The following is an 18,458-nucleotide window of genomic DNA, read 5'->3' as shown; positions in this document are numbered from 1 at the left end:
GGGATAAGGGGTAATTAGCCCGTCCGGCTTTTAGAGGACAGACCCCTTACTCCCTTTCCCCCGGTCCCCCTATACCCTTTAAACCCCCACCGCCACTGCGTGGGGCAATGATTAGTAGAAGTTCGCTTCGCGAATTCTATTTTAGAAATTAATAAATACTCGACTTTTAATAATATTAAGAATTACAAAAATATTAGGATAAAATTTAAATTAAGAAAACTATTTAAAGTCCTACAAAGACAACTGATTAAAGACCTCATCCTCATACTTATTCCAAATTATAAATCCTTGAGTCTTATCTTCTTTTGCATCTTCTTTTTTATAATTATTATCTAATCTACTATCTTCATTAGGCAATAAAGATGCAGGTGTGCCTGGGATATACAGATAATAATCAGCATCTGGCTTTATCCCCAAAGCAAAATCTACATTAAAATAAATATCATCATAACGCCCATATTCTGAAGTTATTTCAAAATTATCAAGTTTCATCTTATAAACATTATCATTTACTTGCTCAAGAATTTTAAATTTTCCTTTAAAATCAGAAGTATGGATTTCCTCACCTCTATGCCAAATCCAAGCATAATCAGTAAGACCAGCATCAAATCCATCATTTTTTATTTTCCCAAAATATGATCCTGTAAAGTTACCTTCCTCAGTAAATTCCAAATTTGTCCAACCAGTATCTTCACCATAATTTCTTACAAGCTGCTGGCCATTTAGTTTTTCAAAAAGGAATTTTTGTAACTCTTCTAAACTCGGTCCTTTGCCTTCTTTCTCTTCTAAATTTACTATATCTGGAGTTTCTTTCTTTTCTCCTTCACAGCTAGTTAATAAAAATATGGATATAAGCAATAAAATTATTTTATTTCTATAAATGTTTAATCTTCCCATCAATTTTTAATTTCCTTTTGTATTAAATTTTTCTTTAAATCTTCATGCCAAAATCGCATATAAATCTCCTTTATATATCTTAAAGTGTATTATACTACATTTAAAATATTGATTTTATAATATTTCTTTCATAAAAATATAATATATCCTTGCAATTTTTATAACTATGTCCTATAATGTAGGTGAAGCTAGGGGTGCTTCATAGCTGAGAGACTTTGGTCAACCCTTAAAACTTGATGCGGCTAATACCGACGAAAGAAAGCTAACTATAAAGCTAAGTTTTAAGACTCTCTCAGTAGAGTCTTTTTATTTTATAAAATTTTAAGTCTCTTAGACAATTAAATATTTTTTAAGTTGAGAGTGCACTAAGCGCGAAGGGGCATACCACCACGGGTATGGTATTTCCTTCGCGCTTTTTTTTGATGAGGAGGTGAAAAAATGATAAAAGTAAACTCTAAAAATTTTGATTTTTTAGAAAATGAAAGTCTATATGATTTGCTAGAGCGTGCTAACTTTAACCCAGACTTTGCAGCTGTAGAAGTTGATGAAAAATTAGTAAAAAGAGAAAACTTCAAAGATTACTTTTTACAAGATAAAGCAAAAGTCGAGGTTTTTTCATTTGTTGGAGGAGGTTAAAATGGATGATATTAGAGAAAAAGTTTTAAAAAGACAAGATCCAAAAGTAAACGAAAAGCTAAAAAATGCTAAGGTTTCTGTTCTAGGATGTGGTGGTTTAGGGTCAAATATTGCTATGACCCTAGCCCGCGCTGGTGTGGGCGAGCTTTACCTTTATGATTTTGATACTATAGAATATTCTAATCTAAATCGTCAAAATTTTACCATTGATGAGCTAGGAGGAGATAAGGCTCTTTTAACTAAAAAGAAAATTAAGTCCACTCTTCCCTATGTAAAGTGCCACAACCAAAATATCTATCTAACAAATGAAAATATGAACACTATAGTTGATAATACAGATATATTTATAGAAGCCTTTGATAATAAGGAATCAAAAACCATGCTATTTGACTACTTTGTAGGCAGAAAAGATAAATATCTTATCACAGGTACAGGATTATCGGGTCTAGGTGAGCTTAGCGATATAAGAATAAAGCAAATAGATAATGTTACTTTGATAGGTGATTTTACTTCAAATCCAGATCAAGGATTATACCTTGCCTATGTAGGAATCATAGCAAATCTTGAGGCCTTAACAGCTATAAAAATTCTAACAGGAGATTATAATGGAAAATAAAGACTACTTAGAGCTTGGTGGTAAGAAATTTACATCAAGATTTATACTAGGAAGCGGGAAATATTCCCCAGAACTAATCGATGCTGCTATAAAAAGTGCAGAATCTCAAATGATAACAGTAGCATTAAGAAGAGCAAACACAAAAGAAGTGGCAAATATATTAAATTACATACCAAAAGATGTTACAATCATTCCAAATACATCAGGAGCGCGTAATGCAGACGAAGCTATCAGAATTGCAAGACTTGCCCGCGAAATGGGTTGTGGTGATTTTGTAAAAATTGAAATCATGAGAGATAGTAAATATTTACTGCCAGATAATGAAGAAACATTAAAAGCTACTGAAATTTTAGCAAAAGAAGGATTTGTAGTATTACCATATATGTATCCAGATTTAAACTACGCCAGAGATTTAAGAGATGCCGGTGCAGCATCAATAATGCCACTTGCTAGTCCTATAGGATCAAATAAGGGACTTGCTACAAAAGACTTTATAAAAATAATTATAGATGAAATCGATCTACCAATTATTGTTGATGCTGGAATAGGTACTCCATCACAAGCAGCAGAAGCAATGGAAATGGGAGCTGCTGCAATTATGGCAAATACTGGTATAGCAAGTGCTGGAGATATAACTAAGATGGCAGAAGCCTTTAAATTAGGCATACAAGGTGGCAGACTTGCATATCTTTCAAAACCAGGACGTGTACTAGACTCTGGAGCAGATCCATCAAGTCCATTAAGGGATTTTTTTGATTAATATGAATATAAAAAATGTAGAAGAATATTTTCCAGGCATGGATATAATCGATTCAGATATAAAAGAAAAAGTAGATGCTATCTATGAAGAAGTTAAAAATTTTAAAGTTACAAATGATGACATAAAGTCATCTTTAGACAAAGATAACCTATCCTACCAAGATTTTTACAATATTTTAAATGACAAAGATGGTATATTTTTAGAAGCCATGGGAGAAAAGGCCCATCAACAAAGAATGAGATATTTTGGTAACAATGTTACTCTATTCTCCCCAATCTATATAGCAAACTACTGCGAAAATTCTTGTAAATATTGTGGTTTTAGGGCGCAGAGTGATATTAAAAGAGCCAAATTAACCCTTGATGAAATAGAAGCAGAAATGGCAGCCCTTGCTGCAACAGGTATAGAAGATGTACTAATTCTTACCGGAGAAAGCGAAAAATTTTCCTCAATCGATTATATAGCAAAATCCTGTGAAATAGCAAAAAAATATTTTAAGGTAATAGGAGTAGAAATTTATCCTGCAAATGTGAAAGATTATAAAAAATTAAGAAAGGCTGGAGCAGACTTTGTAACAGTTTTTCAAGAATCATACAATAAAGAAACATACGATTTTTACCACCCAGCAGGACATAAAAGATCATTTAATTATAGAATAGATACTCAAGAAAGAGCAATGATGGGAGGCATGCGAGGAGTAGGTTTCGGAACCTTATTTGGACTAGGAGATCCAATAGAAGAAGCTTTTAAACTAGGAATCCATGCAAGCCTAGTTCAAAAAAAATATCCTCAAGCAGAAATATCCATATCCCTTCCTAGAATAAGACCAACCCACGGTGCAGATGAAAGCTTAATCTTTAAAAACCTAGTAGAAGATAGGGAATTTTTCCAAATCATGCTAGCAATCAGGATATTTTTACCATACGCATCCATCACCCTATCCACTAGAGAATCAAGAGACTTTAGAAATCTAGCTGTAAAATACGCAGCAACAAAAGTCTCCGCCTCAGTAGATACATCAATCGGCCACAGATCAAAAAACAACCAACACAGCGGTGGCAGTCAATTTGAAATAGATGATATCAGAACAACAAAAGATGTGGTAGATGATCTAAATAGCATAGGTATGACCGCTGTGTTTACTGATTATATAAATGTATAAAAAATTTCCCACATCCTTTTGATGTGGGAATTCTTGTTCTTACAACTTATTTATTTTTTCTTATACATCCTATAAAATATTAAAATCAAGATTATATTTGTTAGAAAAACAAATATACTACCTTCCATTTTAAAGATACCACCAGATATGATGGAATTACCAGTAATCTTAATATTATATAAATGAGGATAATCCTCTGCTAAGGATACTGTGCCAAATATTATCCCGCCCATAACATTCCATATAAAATGCATGATTGTAGGCATTAATAAAGAATTAGTATATTCTAAAATAATAGTCATTAGTAAAGACATAGTAAGAACATTTACAACTGCCATAGGACCTGCTTCAAATGCTCCTCCGTGCATAAAAGTAAATAATAAAGTGCTAACAATTGTCGCAATCATAATATTATATTCTTTTTTTAATAGTTGATAAATATATCCGCGAACCAAAAGTTCTTGCATAATAGTGTTTATAAATGCAGAAACTATCCAAATGCTTAACATATTTATATAATTTTTGTCAGTTATTTCCAAATATCCTAGACTGTTAAGCAATAAGAATGGTATAAAAAACCATATTAATCCTAGCAATATTCCTACTAAAGTTTGTTTAATTGGATTTTCAAAATGTAATATAAATAATCGATTTTTCTCAAATTTACTAAATATGTATGTTAGAAATACTATAGCTAAAAATGGAATTAGTTCTGCTAAAAATCTCCACCAATTATCTGAAATATCATTAGGTATTGGAATTAATACAGCTAAAACTAGCCATGATATGAAAAATATTAATGTTTTTAAAATGGTTTTGGTAGATTTTTTCATATCATGATTATACTTTTAATTTAATTGATGTAAAATACCAATATATTAATATTTTTAGTATTTATTTCAATCCCTGGCAAGTTAAATTATAAATCTTATCAAAAACTTGGTCTATAAATTCCCTATCGTGAGAAACTGCTATTATTACTCCCTTATAATTTTTAAGAGCTTTTATTATCTCAGGTTTAGATAGTGGGGATAGGTTTCGGGTTGGTTCATCTAATATTAAAACTTCTGCCATATCCAGATTCATCTTTGCAAAAAATAGTTTTACCTTTTGTCCTCCTGATAAATCAGCTATATTTCTAAACATTTCCTCTCTTTTAAAATTTAAGCTTCCTAAAAGATTTGAAGCTTTTGTTTGTTCATCTTTTGTAAAAGAATTGGATAGATATTCTATAGCATTTGTGTCAGTCTTTTCAAATTCGAAATAAGATTGGGGCATGTAGCCTATTTTTAGATTTAATTCTTGGCATTCATTTTTTATCTTTTTTAATAAAGTACTTTTGCCTACACCATTTTTACCTACTATACATATTTTCTCAGGGCCAATTACTTTAAGATCTATATTTTTAGCTAATATTTTATCGCCAGCTTTTAACTCATCGAGTTTAAAATCTAATATTTGCTTACCATTAGCCACTTTGATATCTTCATCAAAAAATATATCAATAGCTTCTTCATAATCAGGTTTTTCTGTAAGATTTGCTTCTTCTTTTTCTAGTCGTCTGCCTATAGATTTTACTGTATGCATTTTTTCTTTAAGCAACCTACCTTCCACATCATTTTTAGTAGATCTTAGGCTATGCTCAACAGAATCATGGACTTTTTTGTACCTTCCTAATTTCTTATCAAACTCTTCCCTATCTTTATTAGCTTTATTTGTCTCTGTCTCTATAAAATTTTCTCTTTTTTTGACATAATCATCATAAGAATTATTAGAAATAGTGTGTTTTGCTTCAGTTCTTCTTTTTACCTGTTCCAGATGTATTATCCTATTAGCCACATTTGAAAGTAATTTTCTATCATGAGATACAAATATTAGCGGAATATCCAATTCTTTCATAAAATTTTCAAGCCATATTAAGGAATCATAATCAAGGTCATTACTAGGTTCATCAAAGAGGAATATAGTTGGATTTTTTAGTATTTCTATAAGAAGCATAAACTTTATTTTTTCTCCACCAGATAGATTTTTCATTTTTATGTTATCTGATAAGATATCCTCCGGTAAGTCAAACTCACTTATATACTTATACAAGTGATTATAGTCTAGTAAATTTAAATCAACTCTTTCATAAAAATACTCATTAGTAGTATAGTTATAATATTTCTCATCCAAAGACTGGGGTAAGTAAGCGATTATATCATTATTTTTAAAAATATCGCCACTTATATCACAGTAACTTTCAATCTCTTTTCTATTTACAATAGCCTTTAAAAGCAAAGACTTCCCATTGCCTTCCTCACCTATTAGCCCCACCTTGTCTCCATCATTTAAAACAAAGTCAAAATCTTTTAAAATAATTCTATCATCATCTCTTAAATTAATAGTTAAATCTTTTATATTAAGCATATATCCTCCTAAAGGAAGCATGCCATATTAAAAATAAAATATAAAAAGGCCTATTCACAAAAGTGAATAGACCTCTCCTAAGATAAACGCAAAGATCTTATTCACAATATGGCATACTAAACTAGCCTAAATAGGCTAAAAAATAGTATCAAAATTTCCATATTGCTTATAAAATCAATGTACATTTACCTCCGTATTTTTTATTCAGTTATAGTATACCATAATTTTTCTAGAATGCTTATTTATATCTGAGTTGATAATTGGATTTGTTCTACCTTTAAATTTTCATCTGAATTATCATCACTTAATTTTTCTAGCTCAGAGTTTCTAATATTTACAATAATTGCATCTCCAACTTTTAAGTCAGAAAAGTCTATCTCACTCACTTTTCCAGTTTTGTAGTTACAATAAATAACAGGTGTATCTTTAGCATCTATTACAGAATGATTACCAAAAATCCCATCCTCCGGATTATCCTTAACAGTTAATATTTCTTGTTTTTCATCGGTTTCAGTAATTACAGCATTTACACCAATACTTAGATCATCTTTAGCTTGATTACCACATGATGATAAAAATAGTACAAATGACAATAATAAAATGATTTTAAATTGCCTTTTCATAAGCCTACTCCCAAATTATGACCTCTTTTTCAAATTTTTTTACGTTTAAGATTTGCTAAAATCATATCTTTATTTTCAATATCATAGGTTTGAATATATGTACTACCGTATGCTTTTATTATTAAGTCCAGATTATTATTATCCTTTTTTAAGGAAAGATCATTTAAATCTTTAAAACTTATATGCTTTAAAAAGGGGGTTCCTCCCATAAAAACATTAAACCCATCTTTTCTAATACCTGGATAAAAAGATATGGTACAAATTAAAAGTACACTTGTTACTGCTATAGCATATCCTAAAATTGTATTATCTAACCTATAACACAACATGCTTGCAAAAACAGCAAATACAGCTATTACAAATCCAAAAATTGGTTTCTTTTTTATATTTATTATATTGTTTCTGTGTATCATGAAATTATAGATTGTTGGAATCATAAACATTAGTAATACAATGATTTTTGGCAATTTTAGCTCCTTAGTTTTGCAATACTTAATTTTTTTGATTTTTTTTATTATATTTATAGTATACTAGGCACTTTCTATAATTTAAAGATTATTTTTACAAACAAATAGTGATTGCTAGCATCTAAAAATTATTCTTTATCCATCCAACTGAAGAACTTTACTTACCAGTCTTCTTCCTTAATCCAAGGAATTATATAACCCTTCATTTATTTTTAGATCATCATTTATCTATATAATATCTTTAATATCCATTTTTTAACTCTATTTTTGTTTTTATTAGATAACCTTTTATATAAAACACAAAAATTTTAACTATATATCCTTATTAAAAGAATGTACTTACTATTCACATATATAATTAAATCTGCATATGCCTGTAATAGCAATTATAAGCAAAATTGATCCAAGAATAATAGATTTGTTATCTAAAATATTAACTATACCAAGTCCTATAAGTAAAATAGAAACTACTAGAAGGTAGTAATAAGGTAATTTTCTTCGTTTTAAATACTCATCTTTGCTTGAACTATCCGTAAAAATAGGAATTTCTTTGCCTTCACTCGACTCTATTATTAAAATCTCATTATTTATCATGCCTGGAGATGTTGCGATCATACTCTTAGGGTTGTTATAAGGTCTTAGTTTTACATTGCCGAAAGAGATTTTCCCAATATTTAATGGAGCTGAAAAAACTTTAAAATTCATATTATTTAAAAATTCACTATATTCTTTTCTTTCTTTGTTAGTCATATAACCAATATACTGAACAGCATATTTATAGTCTGAATTAGTTTTTTCAAATTCATGTAAAATGGACCCACTTTTTACAAGACGATATCCCTGACTTGCAATACTATTGATATATTTTTCCCTGCCTTCTATAGGATTTAGAAAAATTTTTATTTTATTCATGCCCTTCCTCCTTTTTAAGTTTCTTTTCACCCTCCAAAGCTAAAATTCTCATTCTATTGATTTCTAACGAAACTAATTCTCTTCCAATATCTGTAGCTATATAAACTTTTTTTCCACTATCATCTTTATCGACTAATTTAATCCATCCTTTTTTATTAAGATTATTTATTGCTCCATATAGTGTTCCCGGACCCAAAATAATCCTTCCATTTGTTATTTCTTCAACTTCTTGTGAAACTTTATAACCATAATTTTCTTCTAGCATTGTTAATAAAACTAGAAACATTGTTTCGGTTAAAGGAATGTATTTCTCTAAATCATCTCCCACCATTAACACCTCCGTATTTGATTATCTAAAGTATATCACGAAACATACTACGCATCAAATAGTATGTTTCGCATAATATATACTAAAAAAAACCGTAACCAACATGTACTCTTTTCTATCTCCCTCCAATGACAAGTACGTTGATTACGGTTAATTTTATATATTAAATCACTTAGAATTATTATTCCATTTATTCTTTTTTTACAAATGTACCCAATTTAATCACAATTACAGTTTTAATCTTCTATAACCGTCGAATTTACAAGATTTTTTAGTTTTTTGCTACTTCTTTTCTAAATATACTATACATCTCAAATCGTTCAAAACACTAAGTTCTATTTTTTCTAATTTCGTTAACCCGTCTAAATATAATACATTTTCAAATTTTCAATCCCGTCCCTGTCCCAAAGCCTCAATCTATGTCTATTTTCTAACCGTCTTTGATAAAATTAAACTATTTTTTTAACTCTGAAACTCTTTACATTTGGGCATAGAAAAAGCACCTACCAAGTACAAGTAAGTGCTTACCTATGATTATTGATTTTTATTATTTAGATACTGTTCATTTGCCTTTAGCAACTTCTTATAGTACTCATCATAGCTCTTGCTAAATTTTCTAATAAGTGGAATTGCTGTTTCATAATATTGATTTTTCCTGATAAAGTTTTGCAACTTTTCCTGGATCTGTTTCATCATGCTATTTTGATACTCTTCACTATTCTTATAACTTTCATATTGATAAATTACATATTCATGATCTTTCATCCACTTTTCTGTATTTTCAATAGCATCGAGTTTAGTCAAATTTACTTCCTTTAAGGTTTTCATATCCAAGGATGAGCTAATCTTCTCAATATAATTCTTCTCTTCTTCGGTTAATTCAAACGCAGGGAGTCTATCGAGATAATCTATATATTTGTAAAACGAATCCTTACCATCATTTTCTAATGGCTCATTCAAAAATGGTTGATAAGCAGCAAATAACATTTGTCCAAAATATGCTGGAAAAGCAATTTCTAGTTTTTCATAGATCGTTTCTTCCATCTCAAGCAATGAAACTTTCTCATTGATTACTTCATTGTTTTCACCTTTAACAATCATTTCTAGTATTACTTTTCTTTTTTCATCAACCTCCAATTGATGTTGCTTTTTCCTTAAAACAGAAGACAGCTTATCACCACCTGACAATATACACTCACCAATATCTGAGATATTCATTCCCAATTTTCTAAATATAGATACCTTTTTCAAAATTTCTAAATCCCTGGTACTATAGTCTCTATAACCATTCTCAGATTTCTGAGGATGGATCAATCCTTTATCCTCATAATACTCTATTGCCTTCCTAGTTAATCCCGTTTCTTTTTGAATTTCACTTCTTAACATGGTTATCTACCTCTGGTGAGTAGTCCGAAGTGGTCAATTTAATTTACCTATAAACTTGTAGTGAATTTCAACCTTTTGGCTTATTTGACCGTCTATTTCTTCCTTGTCATAGACATATATTTTATCTATAACTTGATTTAGAATATATCTGTTTAGCGATTTTATCTTAGCGTACTTGCTAATATTATTCATGAATTTTTTGTAGTTATCTTCAGTTTCAAAAGATTCTTCTATATCGCCCTCTAAAACCTTAATTTCCTCGATTAACTTGTCTTGTTTTTTAGATATGCTCACATTCATTAGATTGAAGTTTCTTTCGGTTATATTTCCCTCTAACCTATCTTCATATAACTGTTCATAGCTTCTGTCTAATTCTGCTAATTGGTTCTTTTTAAGCTCCAGCTTGTTAGATAGTTCTTTTCCCTCATCAATTTTTTCTACTTCAATCTTTTCTATTATCTTTTCTACAAAGTCTTCTTTAGCAGATAGTGCCATACTTCCATGATATTGTATATCTTCAAGAACAATATTATATAAATCCCTAGCTTCAATTCTGTGTGATGAACAAGCACTTACTCCATATTTTTTATATGTGGAGCAAAAAAAGTGAACAAAGTCTATGAGTTCTTTCTTTTTAAGCCTATAATCAGTTTAAGCCTATAATCAGTTTTTGGTGTCAATGCATAACCACATTTAGGACATCTTACAAGTCCTTGAAAAATGTTGTCATAATAAAGTCCCTTTTTATTGTTACACTTCCTCTTATCAACCATTGTTTGAACTTGTTCCCATATTTCCTCGCTGACTATTCCCTCGTGGGTATTTCTAGCATAAATATAGTCGCTTTTAGGAATATATAATCTTTTTGAGTTCTTGAATGATAAAGTAGGTCTTTTATTTCTTGCCATATTTCCACAATAAACTGGATCTCGCAAAACATTTAAGACCATTCTATGTGACCATTGATATTTATTTTCTTCAGTTAGTCCATAGAGTTTTTCAGCATTTTCAACAAAAGCACTTGGTCTTGGAATTTTTCTCCTCATCAACTCCTGGCTAATAAGTTGAGTACCCTTACCCTCTAAACACAGTTTATAAATGAGTTCTATTATAGGTTTAGTTTTCTCATCTATGATTAATCTGTGCTTATTATTAGGGTCTTTTAGATAACCAAATGGAGCTTTAGAGCCTATATATGTTCCCTCTCTCATTCTACTTTGAATTGCACTTTTAACTTTTTTGGAAGTATCCTTTGCGTACATTTCATTTAGAATGTTTTTAAATGGCATAATATCATTTTGATTGCTATTTAATGTGTCTATACCATCTGTTATTGCAATATATCGTATGTTTTTTTGCGGAAAGTACATTTCGATATATGCTCCACTTTGAAGATAGTTTCTTCCCAACCTTGATAAGTCTTTTGTTATAACACAATTTATTTTTCCGTTTTCAATATCAGTAATCATCTTTTTAAATGATGGTCTTTCAAAGTTTGTTCCCGAATAACCATCATCTACATAATAATCATAAATAGCGATACCGTTATTTTCTGCATATTGTTTTAGCATAACTTTTTGTGACCATATACTCATACTCTCAACTGAGTTTCCATCATCTTTTGATAGTCTACAATAAAGTCCTGCTACATATTTTTTAGTCCTGCCCAATTTCAATCTCCTTTCCCTAAACAGAACTATCTCAATAATTTAATTATACTAAAATACTCCCGTTTAATCAATCAATACTTACGCTTGCGTTTGTTTGTTTTCTTTGTCTTTTTCTAAGTTTCTTTCGACTACATGCTCGATAATATCCTCAAATACTTCTTCAATCGGCTTTTTCCCTACATATACTCGCTTTATTTCATAGTTGATTTTTCCACTTCGTTTTTTCTTTTTTAATTCCATATAATTCCTCCCTTTTGTTGCAATAAAAAAAGGCGATTAGATTTTTAATTTTCTAATCGCCTTTTAAGTGTCATATTTATATTTTTATTATCTCTGGCATACTTTTATACCTTTTTAGACTTAAAGTCTTTAATAATGCCTTTCCACCTCTTTTTATCTATAAAGATTCTCCTACATCATAGTTCATTTTTTTATTTAAACCTTTCTGTCTTAGTTTGTCTTTATCCTGTTCATACCAATTAAGGATTGTTACATAGTGGTTTTTGTATGTCTTACCACTGCTTTTCATGTATCTTGATAGTTTATTTATCATTATTTCTGTGTGTGAGTTTAATTTTTCTTTAAGATTTTTGTATTCTTCATTGCTTAGCTTTACATTTTTGTATTGTCCATAAAAGATGGGGGTGGACTTTTTATCTATCTCTCTCTCTTTATCTATCTCTATATCTTTCTCTATCTCTCCGTTGCACTTTTGTTGCTTATGTGTTGCATTGCAACATTTTTAATTCTCTAGACTTTCTTGAACGCCTTGTGGAAGCTGTTTCTGATCCTATTAAGTTTGGTATTTCAGTTAAGTAGTATTCATCATTTTCTGTTACAACTTCTAGTAAGCCTTGATTTATTAAATAATTAACTGTAACCATTACATCATCATCTGTTTCATCTATGGTTAGTCCTAACTCTTTTATAAAATCACTTTCTACTCCGTCATAATAGAGTTTGCCCTCATCTTTTAGGCTTAGGAGTAAAAGTTTGAGGTAGATTATCGTGTAGGTATCTCCTCCCGATATTCTCCTTAATCTTTTTATCCTTTTGTCTGTGAAAAATTCTTCTTTTAGTTTTATCCAATAATATTTTTTGTTTGTTGCCATATCTGCTCCTTTCTTGATTTTCGATAATCGAAATTCTTGATTTCCGATTTTCGGAATTCTGGACTTCTGCTTTTTGGAAGTCTTGTTTTTTGTATCTAAGGGTGTAACTCTTCGTTACTCCCTTAGATTTCTCTGGTCATATCTTTTTTGCTTGGTTTTACTTTTCTTTTGATTTTTTCTTTTGTCTTATCCTTGTTCTTGGATAGGTCTTTGTATTTCTTTATTTGTTTTAGGATACTTTCTTTTTTATTTTCTTTGGCTATGACTTGCTTAAAGGCATATTCCATTACTTTTATGTCTTTGGCTTGGAAAAATACTTCATAGTTTTGAGTTTCTTTGTTTTTCATTACTGAAAAACTTACTCCAAGTTTGTTTAGTTCTTTTTTTAAGTCTTTGAGATTACTTTGATCTATGCTTATATTTTCTAGTTGTCCTTTTTTGTAGAGGTCTTTTATTTTTATTTCATCGCCCATAAGACTTTTGAGGTTTCCATTTGCTTTTTCTAAAGTACCATTCATCTTTTTTCTTATTTCTTTTTCAAGATTGATTGATTCTTTTGCTGCCTTTATTGTGTATGTTATTATGGTTTTTGCTACTTGACCTGCTTCTTTACTTATTTCTTCGTTTATCATGCTTTATCTCCTTTGTTTGAATTAAAAAAAGGGAAGTATAGGCTTTAATTTTTCTATACTTCCCTTTGATTGTTTTTATTTTATTGTTCTTGGTGGTGGAATGCTTTATTTTGATGTTTTTATAGCTTTCTTAGGTCTTTGTCCCTTTTATACTTTTAAATAGCTTACAATACCTTTCCACCTTTAGTAGTTTATGTGTGTTCTTTTGTCTGATAGATAGTTTTTCATGTTGGAATATATAACTTGTATTTCTTCGTTGTTCATTGCTTTTATTTCTTCTGTGCTTTTATATGTTTTGTATGTTCCATCTTGATCTGCTTTTATGAGTTCATCTATTAGCTCTTGCCTTTTATTCATCTCTATTACCTCCTAGAACGGTTTTATTTTCTTGGTCATATTATAAGCTTAGATAAGATATTTTTACCAAGTCTTATCTTTCTTGATCCATTTTCTTGTTTTTCATCATTTCTCTGTATTCATTATCTTTATTAACTTGGTCTTGGAATTTTTTAATCTGTGCTATTACACTTGATTTTTCACCTTGTTTTATTAACTTATCTATTTCTATGGATAAATCTATACCTAATTCTTTGTTTACAAAATCTACTGAATATTTTATATGATTAATTTCCTGGTATTCATCTTTTATCTTGTCTTTTTCTTTATTTATTTCTTCAAGCTTTCCCATTAAAAGAATTTTTTCTTCATTCCATTTTTTAGGAGTTTTTTTAATTTCTCGCTTACTACCTTATATTGGTCTATATCTTTCTTATGCTTATTATAAAATGCTTCTTTTCTGAATATATTTTTCTTTTGATATTCTTCATAAACTTCTTTTTTGGCTTTGTAGATTTCATAGTATAGAATTTTCTTTTCTACATCTTCCATTTCTTTATGGATTGTCTTTGCTTTTTTATTTAGTTTGTAACTATTGGACTTTAAACTTTCTATTTTTGTTTGCAACTGACCAATGGTTTCTATATTATTTTTTCTTAAATAACTATATGCCCTTGTTAGCTTTTTGAAGTCATATTTTTCTTTATTAGTTTTTGCATATCCTTTTAGATATTTACTTTTTTCTTTTTGAATTTCTGAATAAGTTAATAGATAATTTGTTAGATTGAAAAGTTTAGGGTTGTCTATTATCTTATCTCTTTCTATCTCCTTAAATTTTTCATAAGCAGTAGATAAGTTATCTAATAAATTCCCTATCCAACCCTTTAATGTTTTTATCTCTTCTTTTATTGTTTTTACCAAGTCATTATATTTTCTTATTTCTCTATTATAGTTTCCCTTGTCAGTTTCTATTCCCTTTCGTTCCATTGCACTTGCTGCTGATCCTAAATGGATTGTCGGTAGATAATCTGAATTTTGTCTTTTAAAACTCCTATGGTCTACTCTTTTTCTACATTATTTTTTTTCCAGATATTCATTGCAGAGGTCTGAAAATTTTTCTCTCCATTTTTCTACATTGCCTTTGTCGTTCCAGGTTGTTAGTTCTACTTTTCTTGTTTTAGGTTTTCCATTTTTGTTTAATACTTTTTCTCCTTTTTCATCTAGGATATATTCTTTTTTTGACTTTGCTAAGAACTCTCCTTTTTCGTTTGTGGGTCGCATTATGGTCATTATATGACAATGGATATTTCCATTTTTATCTTGACTCTCATCATGAATTGCATAATCTACTATCATTCCTTGTGATGTTAGATTTTCTTTTATAAATCTTTCGACTAGGTTTTTATTTTCACTTAAAGATAATTCTTTTGGTAGTCCTATTATGAATTGTCTTGCTAGTTGTGCATTAGAATTTTTTTCTGCCATTTCTACCTTATTCCATAATGTCGACCTATCATTAAATTCTTTTGGTATATGATCAGGTAATATTATATTTTTTACTAATACTTTTTCTTTTCTTGTATAGTCATGAGTTACTCCGTTCCATTCATTTTTTATTTTTTCTCCACTTATATATGCTGCACTTGCTACTGCACTTTTGCCTTTTCCTCTTGATAGTATGTTTACTGAAAAATGAAAACTGTCTGCCATTTTTATCACTTCCTTTCTTTTTTTGTTGTTTTAGGTGGAGGCTTAGAAGTTTTCTATATCCACTTTGTGAATGAGCGTTTTGAAATGATAGAATAGAAAAAGTCGACTACTGAATTAATTTTTGTTGTTTCAGTATGTCGGCTTAATTGTTACTTTCATTTCAAATTTTAAAAGTCAAGGGAGAGCGTTAGCGAGTTTATTTACCCTTGACTTTTAAAAAGCGAATGGTTATTGCTCCCTGCAAGGGTTTGGCTCTAAAGGCACGCAAGCACCCTTTAGGGTGTATAATTACGCCCTTGTACCCAAGGGACAATTATGTTATTTCATCTTTAGATGATTTTTCTACATCTTCATCTATTCTTTCTTCTAAAAATTCCATTATGTTTAATCTTATTTCTTCATCATTTAGTGATTTCATTAGTTTATAAAATTCATCTTTTGTTAAATCAATACTTTCTTCAAAAATACTTTCAAACACTGCCCCTTTTTCTATGAGCCTTTTGTTTCTTACTTTTCTTTCTTGTTCATTAAGTTTTTTCTTCAACTGTCTTTTTTGATTTTGTAACTGCTTGATTTCTTCTTCTGCAATTAAGATTTTTTCTTCTATATTTTTCATTGGTCGTATTCCTCTTTCTTTTAAAATTTGAGCAATATAAAAACAGTAAACCGATTTGATTTACTGTTTTTTATATGCTGATAATTTATTTTCCAGTCTTCTTGTACAATGCCATATAAAAGGTAAATAATTCAAGCACTTTTATACAAATAATTCGCCTTATTTGCGTTTTCTTTTTTTGAATTTATCTATTAAAGTCATAAATAAAACATCATAAACTATAAATAGTATAACTCCTATTATTACTCCAATTGGATTTGGAAGTCCAAAATAACTGGCAGTTATAGCAATCGCAAAAATACATGTAATGACTATAATTTGAATTATTAGAGACACTATTTTACCCATTAAAATGCCTTAACATCTACAAAACCATTTCTTGGTTTATGATCTCTTTTGTCTAACCATTCAGCAACTGTACTGCCGGGATCAAGTACATTTTTTATTACGGCTCTGATAATAGTTCCAATACCAGTTACTTCTCTTATCCCCAATGCCAATAATTTTGAAACAACAGCCTTTGTTAACTCCTTAACCGCTACACGAGCTCCTTTTTTTAGAATATAAGCTCTAATAGCTGCACTTGTGGCTCCTCCTACAATCATTGAAACAGCTATATTTACAGCCGTAGCAACTACATTATTCGGAATTGCAAATTCAATACTTGCAAGTGCCATTTTGGACTGCGGTACAACCGATGTTCCCGTAGAATCCATATCAACAAGAACTTGATTTAATTGCTCAAGGAATAATTCTTGATCAAAGTTTGGATCCTCTTTTTTATACTTCTCTATATCACGCCTTACTACTTCCCAATATATTGCTTGCTCCTTAGCACTCATATCATTGTAATTTAACTCAACTTCTGCTAGTGTTTGGTCATATATACTCTCTAGCCCCATGTTTCCATAAGAAGCTGCGAATGAGTTTATTGGTGTAGCACTTAAAAATAATGTGATTGATAAAAATAATGCTAATGCTCTATTATATGTTTTCATAAAAAATCTCCCTTTTTTAATTCTTTGCCTATAATTTGTTTTTTTATTTGATTCTCAATTTGTTCATAAATTGGCTCACTAGAATCAGTGTTTATAGTAATATTTATAATGTACTATGACCACCCTCACAAGTGTACTTATCGATTTAATATTAACCTATTTAAAGAAATTTTGCAATATATTTTTCTCCTTTCACAATATATATTCTAAAATCACTATTTATACTATGGTAAACTTGTAAAAGTACGCAAATTTTCTTATCATAATTTTGTCTGTTATGTCTGATATGAAAAGCTTCGTTAATGGCATTGCTACTATGCGTTTTAATGATCTGAATAACTCTTTAGAATATGTGAGATCAGAAATCATCAGCTAAAATCCTGATGTAGATAGATACAAGAACTTTTGTAGCTTCCAAAATAAATGAGGAAGATTTCTTTTGTCATATTACTCACAAGACTTTGGATACTATTCTAAAAGATATTCGTTAAAATCACGAAGATGATATGAAAAATACTCCAGATATCAATAATAATTCTATGCTTGTCAGTGAACTATCACAAATTATGCATTATTTCAATGATGGTATAGATATTTTTATAGAGATTTTCTATAATTCGTTTCAAATCAAATATAAGAAACTACCTGAAGATGATAAAAATCACCCAATTATTTAATCGAGTGGTTTTACAAATGTTAATCTTTAATGATTTCAACTACATTTTCAATTCTGCAATCCAATGCCAAGCAAATCTTTTCTAGTGACTCTAAGTTCACATAAGAGTTTTTGCTCATTCTTGAAACTATGTTGCTTGTTATGTTTGCAGCTCTTTTTAAGTCTTCTTTGTTCATTTCTCTTTCTACCAATAAGTGCCATAATGGTTTATAAGAAATTGCCATATTATTACCCCTTATCCGTTTTATTGTTAAGATATATTATATCATAAATAGGCTAATAAGTCACTTTAGCCTATTTTATACTTCTGCTTGCGTTAGTATTTATTGAGATAGTCCTTGTTTTTTTCTTGTCCCACTTGGAACTGCTCCAAATCTTTTGATTAAAGGATAACATGGTCCCCAACGGACAGATCAAACCCTATACACAATATAAAATTCACACTTATCTATAAACCAAAACAGTGCATCAACATTTTTGCGAAGTGCTTATTTTATTTTCTATTAACTCTT

At 29.7% G+C, this 18,458-nt stretch carries 21 protein-coding genes, 2 pseudogenes and 1 riboswitch; of the genes and pseudogenes, 5 read left to right on the top strand and 18 right to left on the bottom strand.

Features of this window, described 5'->3' with window-relative positions; genetic code table 11:
• Positions 1 to 231 precede the first annotated feature (231 nt).
• The gene (locus JNO63_RS00695; RefSeq protein ID WP_203126267.1) at positions 232 to 897 is read right to left on the bottom strand and encodes a hypothetical protein; all 666 of its coding nucleotides are present in this window, start codon (positions 895 to 897) and stop codon (positions 232 to 234) included.
• A 180-nt stretch (positions 898 to 1,077) separates the two neighbouring features.
• Positions 1,078 to 1,174, top strand: a riboswitch (TPP riboswitch).
• Between the two features lie 161 nt (positions 1,175 to 1,335).
• Here JNO63_RS00695 and thiS point away from each other — a divergent pair.
• Genes thiS through thiH form a run of 4 tightly spaced genes read left to right on the top strand, consistent with a single transcriptional unit; the run spans position 1,336 to position 4,071 of the window.
• Entirely contained in the window at positions 1,336 to 1,533 is a 198-nt protein-coding gene (gene thiS / locus JNO63_RS00690; protein ID WP_203126265.1) for a sulfur carrier protein ThiS, read from the top strand.
• A 1-nt stretch (position 1,534) separates the two neighbouring features.
• Entirely contained in the window at positions 1,535 to 2,149 is a 615-nt protein-coding gene (gene thiF / locus JNO63_RS00685; RefSeq protein WP_203126264.1) for a sulfur carrier protein ThiS adenylyltransferase ThiF, read from the top strand.
• On the top strand, positions 2,139 to 2,909 hold the full coding sequence (locus JNO63_RS00680; RefSeq protein ID WP_203126263.1) for a thiazole synthase: 771 nt from the start codon (positions 2,139 to 2,141) through the stop codon (positions 2,907 to 2,909). Before thiF ends, JNO63_RS00680 begins: the two co-directional genes overlap by 11 nt.
• Position 2,910: 1 nt before the next feature.
• Positions 2,911 to 4,071, top strand: a complete 1,161-nt coding sequence (gene thiH, locus JNO63_RS00675) for a 2-iminoacetate synthase ThiH (protein WP_203126262.1) — start codon at positions 2,911 to 2,913, stop codon at positions 4,069 to 4,071.
• Between the two features lie 50 nt (positions 4,072 to 4,121).
• On the opposite strand, the gene JNO63_RS00670 is transcribed toward thiH, so the two are convergent.
• The 16 genes and pseudogenes from JNO63_RS00670 to JNO63_RS00600 form a co-directional block, all read right to left on the bottom strand.
• Complete coding sequence (locus tag JNO63_RS00670; protein ID WP_203126258.1) at positions 4,122 to 4,904, bottom strand: CPBP family intramembrane glutamic endopeptidase; 783 nt, start codon at positions 4,902 to 4,904, stop codon at positions 4,122 to 4,124.
• A 61-nt stretch (positions 4,905 to 4,965) separates the two neighbouring features.
• Positions 4,966 to 6,480, bottom strand: coding sequence for an ATP-binding cassette domain-containing protein (locus JNO63_RS00665; RefSeq protein WP_203126256.1), 1,515 nt, complete (start codon positions 6,478 to 6,480; stop codon positions 4,966 to 4,968).
• Between the two features lie 242 nt (positions 6,481 to 6,722).
• Positions 6,723 to 7,103, bottom strand: coding sequence for a hypothetical protein (locus JNO63_RS00660; protein WP_203126254.1), 381 nt, complete (start codon positions 7,101 to 7,103; stop codon positions 6,723 to 6,725).
• A 29-nt stretch (positions 7,104 to 7,132) separates the two neighbouring features.
• On the bottom strand, positions 7,133 to 7,570 hold the full coding sequence (locus JNO63_RS00655; RefSeq protein ID WP_203126252.1) for a hypothetical protein: 438 nt from the start codon (positions 7,568 to 7,570) through the stop codon (positions 7,133 to 7,135).
• 342 nt (positions 7,571 to 7,912) lie between these two features.
• Positions 7,913 to 8,482, bottom strand: coding sequence for a DUF2812 domain-containing protein (locus JNO63_RS00650; RefSeq protein WP_203126251.1), 570 nt, complete (start codon positions 8,480 to 8,482; stop codon positions 7,913 to 7,915).
• Positions 8,475 to 8,813, bottom strand: coding sequence for a PadR family transcriptional regulator (locus tag JNO63_RS00645; RefSeq protein WP_203126250.1), 339 nt, complete (start codon positions 8,811 to 8,813; stop codon positions 8,475 to 8,477). Before JNO63_RS00645 ends, JNO63_RS00650 begins: the two co-directional genes overlap by 8 nt.
• A gap of 531 nt (positions 8,814 to 9,344) precedes the next feature.
• Positions 9,345 to 10,196, bottom strand: coding sequence for a MerR family transcriptional regulator (locus JNO63_RS00640; RefSeq protein ID WP_203126249.1), 852 nt, complete (start codon positions 10,194 to 10,196; stop codon positions 9,345 to 9,347).
• 33 nt (positions 10,197 to 10,229) lie between these two features.
• Positions 10,230 to 10,691 carry a DUF4368 domain-containing protein gene (locus JNO63_RS08610; protein ID WP_238390445.1) on the bottom strand — a complete coding sequence of 154 codons (462 nt, stop codon included), beginning with the start codon at positions 10,689 to 10,691 and terminating at the stop codon, positions 10,230 to 10,232.
• Positions 10,692 to 10,813: 122 nt separating this feature from the next.
• The gene (locus tag JNO63_RS08605) at positions 10,814 to 11,866 is read right to left on the bottom strand and encodes a recombinase family protein (protein ID WP_238390444.1); all 1,053 of its coding nucleotides are present in this window, start codon (positions 11,864 to 11,866) and stop codon (positions 10,814 to 10,816) included.
• A gap of 78 nt (positions 11,867 to 11,944) precedes the next feature.
• Positions 11,945 to 12,106 carry a recombinase RecR gene (locus JNO63_RS00630; protein ID WP_144398468.1) on the bottom strand — a complete coding sequence of 54 codons (162 nt, stop codon included), beginning with the start codon at positions 12,104 to 12,106 and terminating at the stop codon, positions 11,945 to 11,947.
• 157 nt (positions 12,107 to 12,263) lie between these two features.
• Positions 12,264 to 12,978, bottom strand: a pseudogene (locus tag JNO63_RS00625) (phage replisome organizer N-terminal domain-containing protein).
• Between the two features lie 122 nt (positions 12,979 to 13,100).
• Complete coding sequence (locus JNO63_RS00620; RefSeq protein ID WP_203126248.1) at positions 13,101 to 13,610, bottom strand: PcfB family protein; 510 nt, start codon at positions 13,608 to 13,610, stop codon at positions 13,101 to 13,103.
• A 183-nt stretch (positions 13,611 to 13,793) separates the two neighbouring features.
• Positions 13,794 to 13,967 (bottom strand): hypothetical protein, encoded by a 174-nt coding sequence (locus JNO63_RS00615; protein WP_203126247.1) that lies wholly within the window; start codon positions 13,965 to 13,967, stop codon positions 13,794 to 13,796.
• Positions 13,968 to 14,040: 73 nt separating this feature from the next.
• A pseudogene (gene mobQ / locus JNO63_RS00610) lies at positions 14,041 to 15,656 on the bottom strand (MobQ family relaxase).
• 313 nt (positions 15,657 to 15,969) lie between these two features.
• Entirely contained in the window at positions 15,970 to 16,272 is a 303-nt protein-coding gene (locus JNO63_RS00605) for a DUF3847 domain-containing protein (RefSeq protein ID WP_203126246.1), read from the bottom strand.
• Positions 16,273 to 16,619: 347 nt separating this feature from the next.
• Positions 16,620 to 17,270 (bottom strand): hypothetical protein, encoded by a 651-nt coding sequence (locus JNO63_RS00600; RefSeq protein WP_203126245.1) that lies wholly within the window; start codon positions 17,268 to 17,270, stop codon positions 16,620 to 16,622.
• A gap of 506 nt (positions 17,271 to 17,776) precedes the next feature.
• Here JNO63_RS00600 and JNO63_RS00595 point away from each other — a divergent pair.
• Complete coding sequence (locus JNO63_RS00595; RefSeq protein ID WP_203126243.1) at positions 17,777 to 17,947, top strand: hypothetical protein; 171 nt, start codon at positions 17,777 to 17,779, stop codon at positions 17,945 to 17,947.
• A 19-nt stretch (positions 17,948 to 17,966) separates the two neighbouring features.
• Here the strand turns inward: JNO63_RS00595 and JNO63_RS00590 are convergent, their stop codons facing one another.
• The gene (locus JNO63_RS00590; protein ID WP_203126241.1) at positions 17,967 to 18,170 is read right to left on the bottom strand and encodes a helix-turn-helix domain-containing protein; all 204 of its coding nucleotides are present in this window, start codon (positions 18,168 to 18,170) and stop codon (positions 17,967 to 17,969) included.
• Positions 18,171 to 18,458 lie beyond the last annotated feature (288 nt).

The organism is Anaerococcus sp. mt242 (assembly GCF_016798225.1).
In the GTDB taxonomy this organism is placed as follows: Bacteria; Bacillota; Clostridia; order Tissierellales; family Peptoniphilaceae; genus Anaerococcus.
This window is presented reverse-complemented; position numbering and strand designations above follow the sequence as displayed.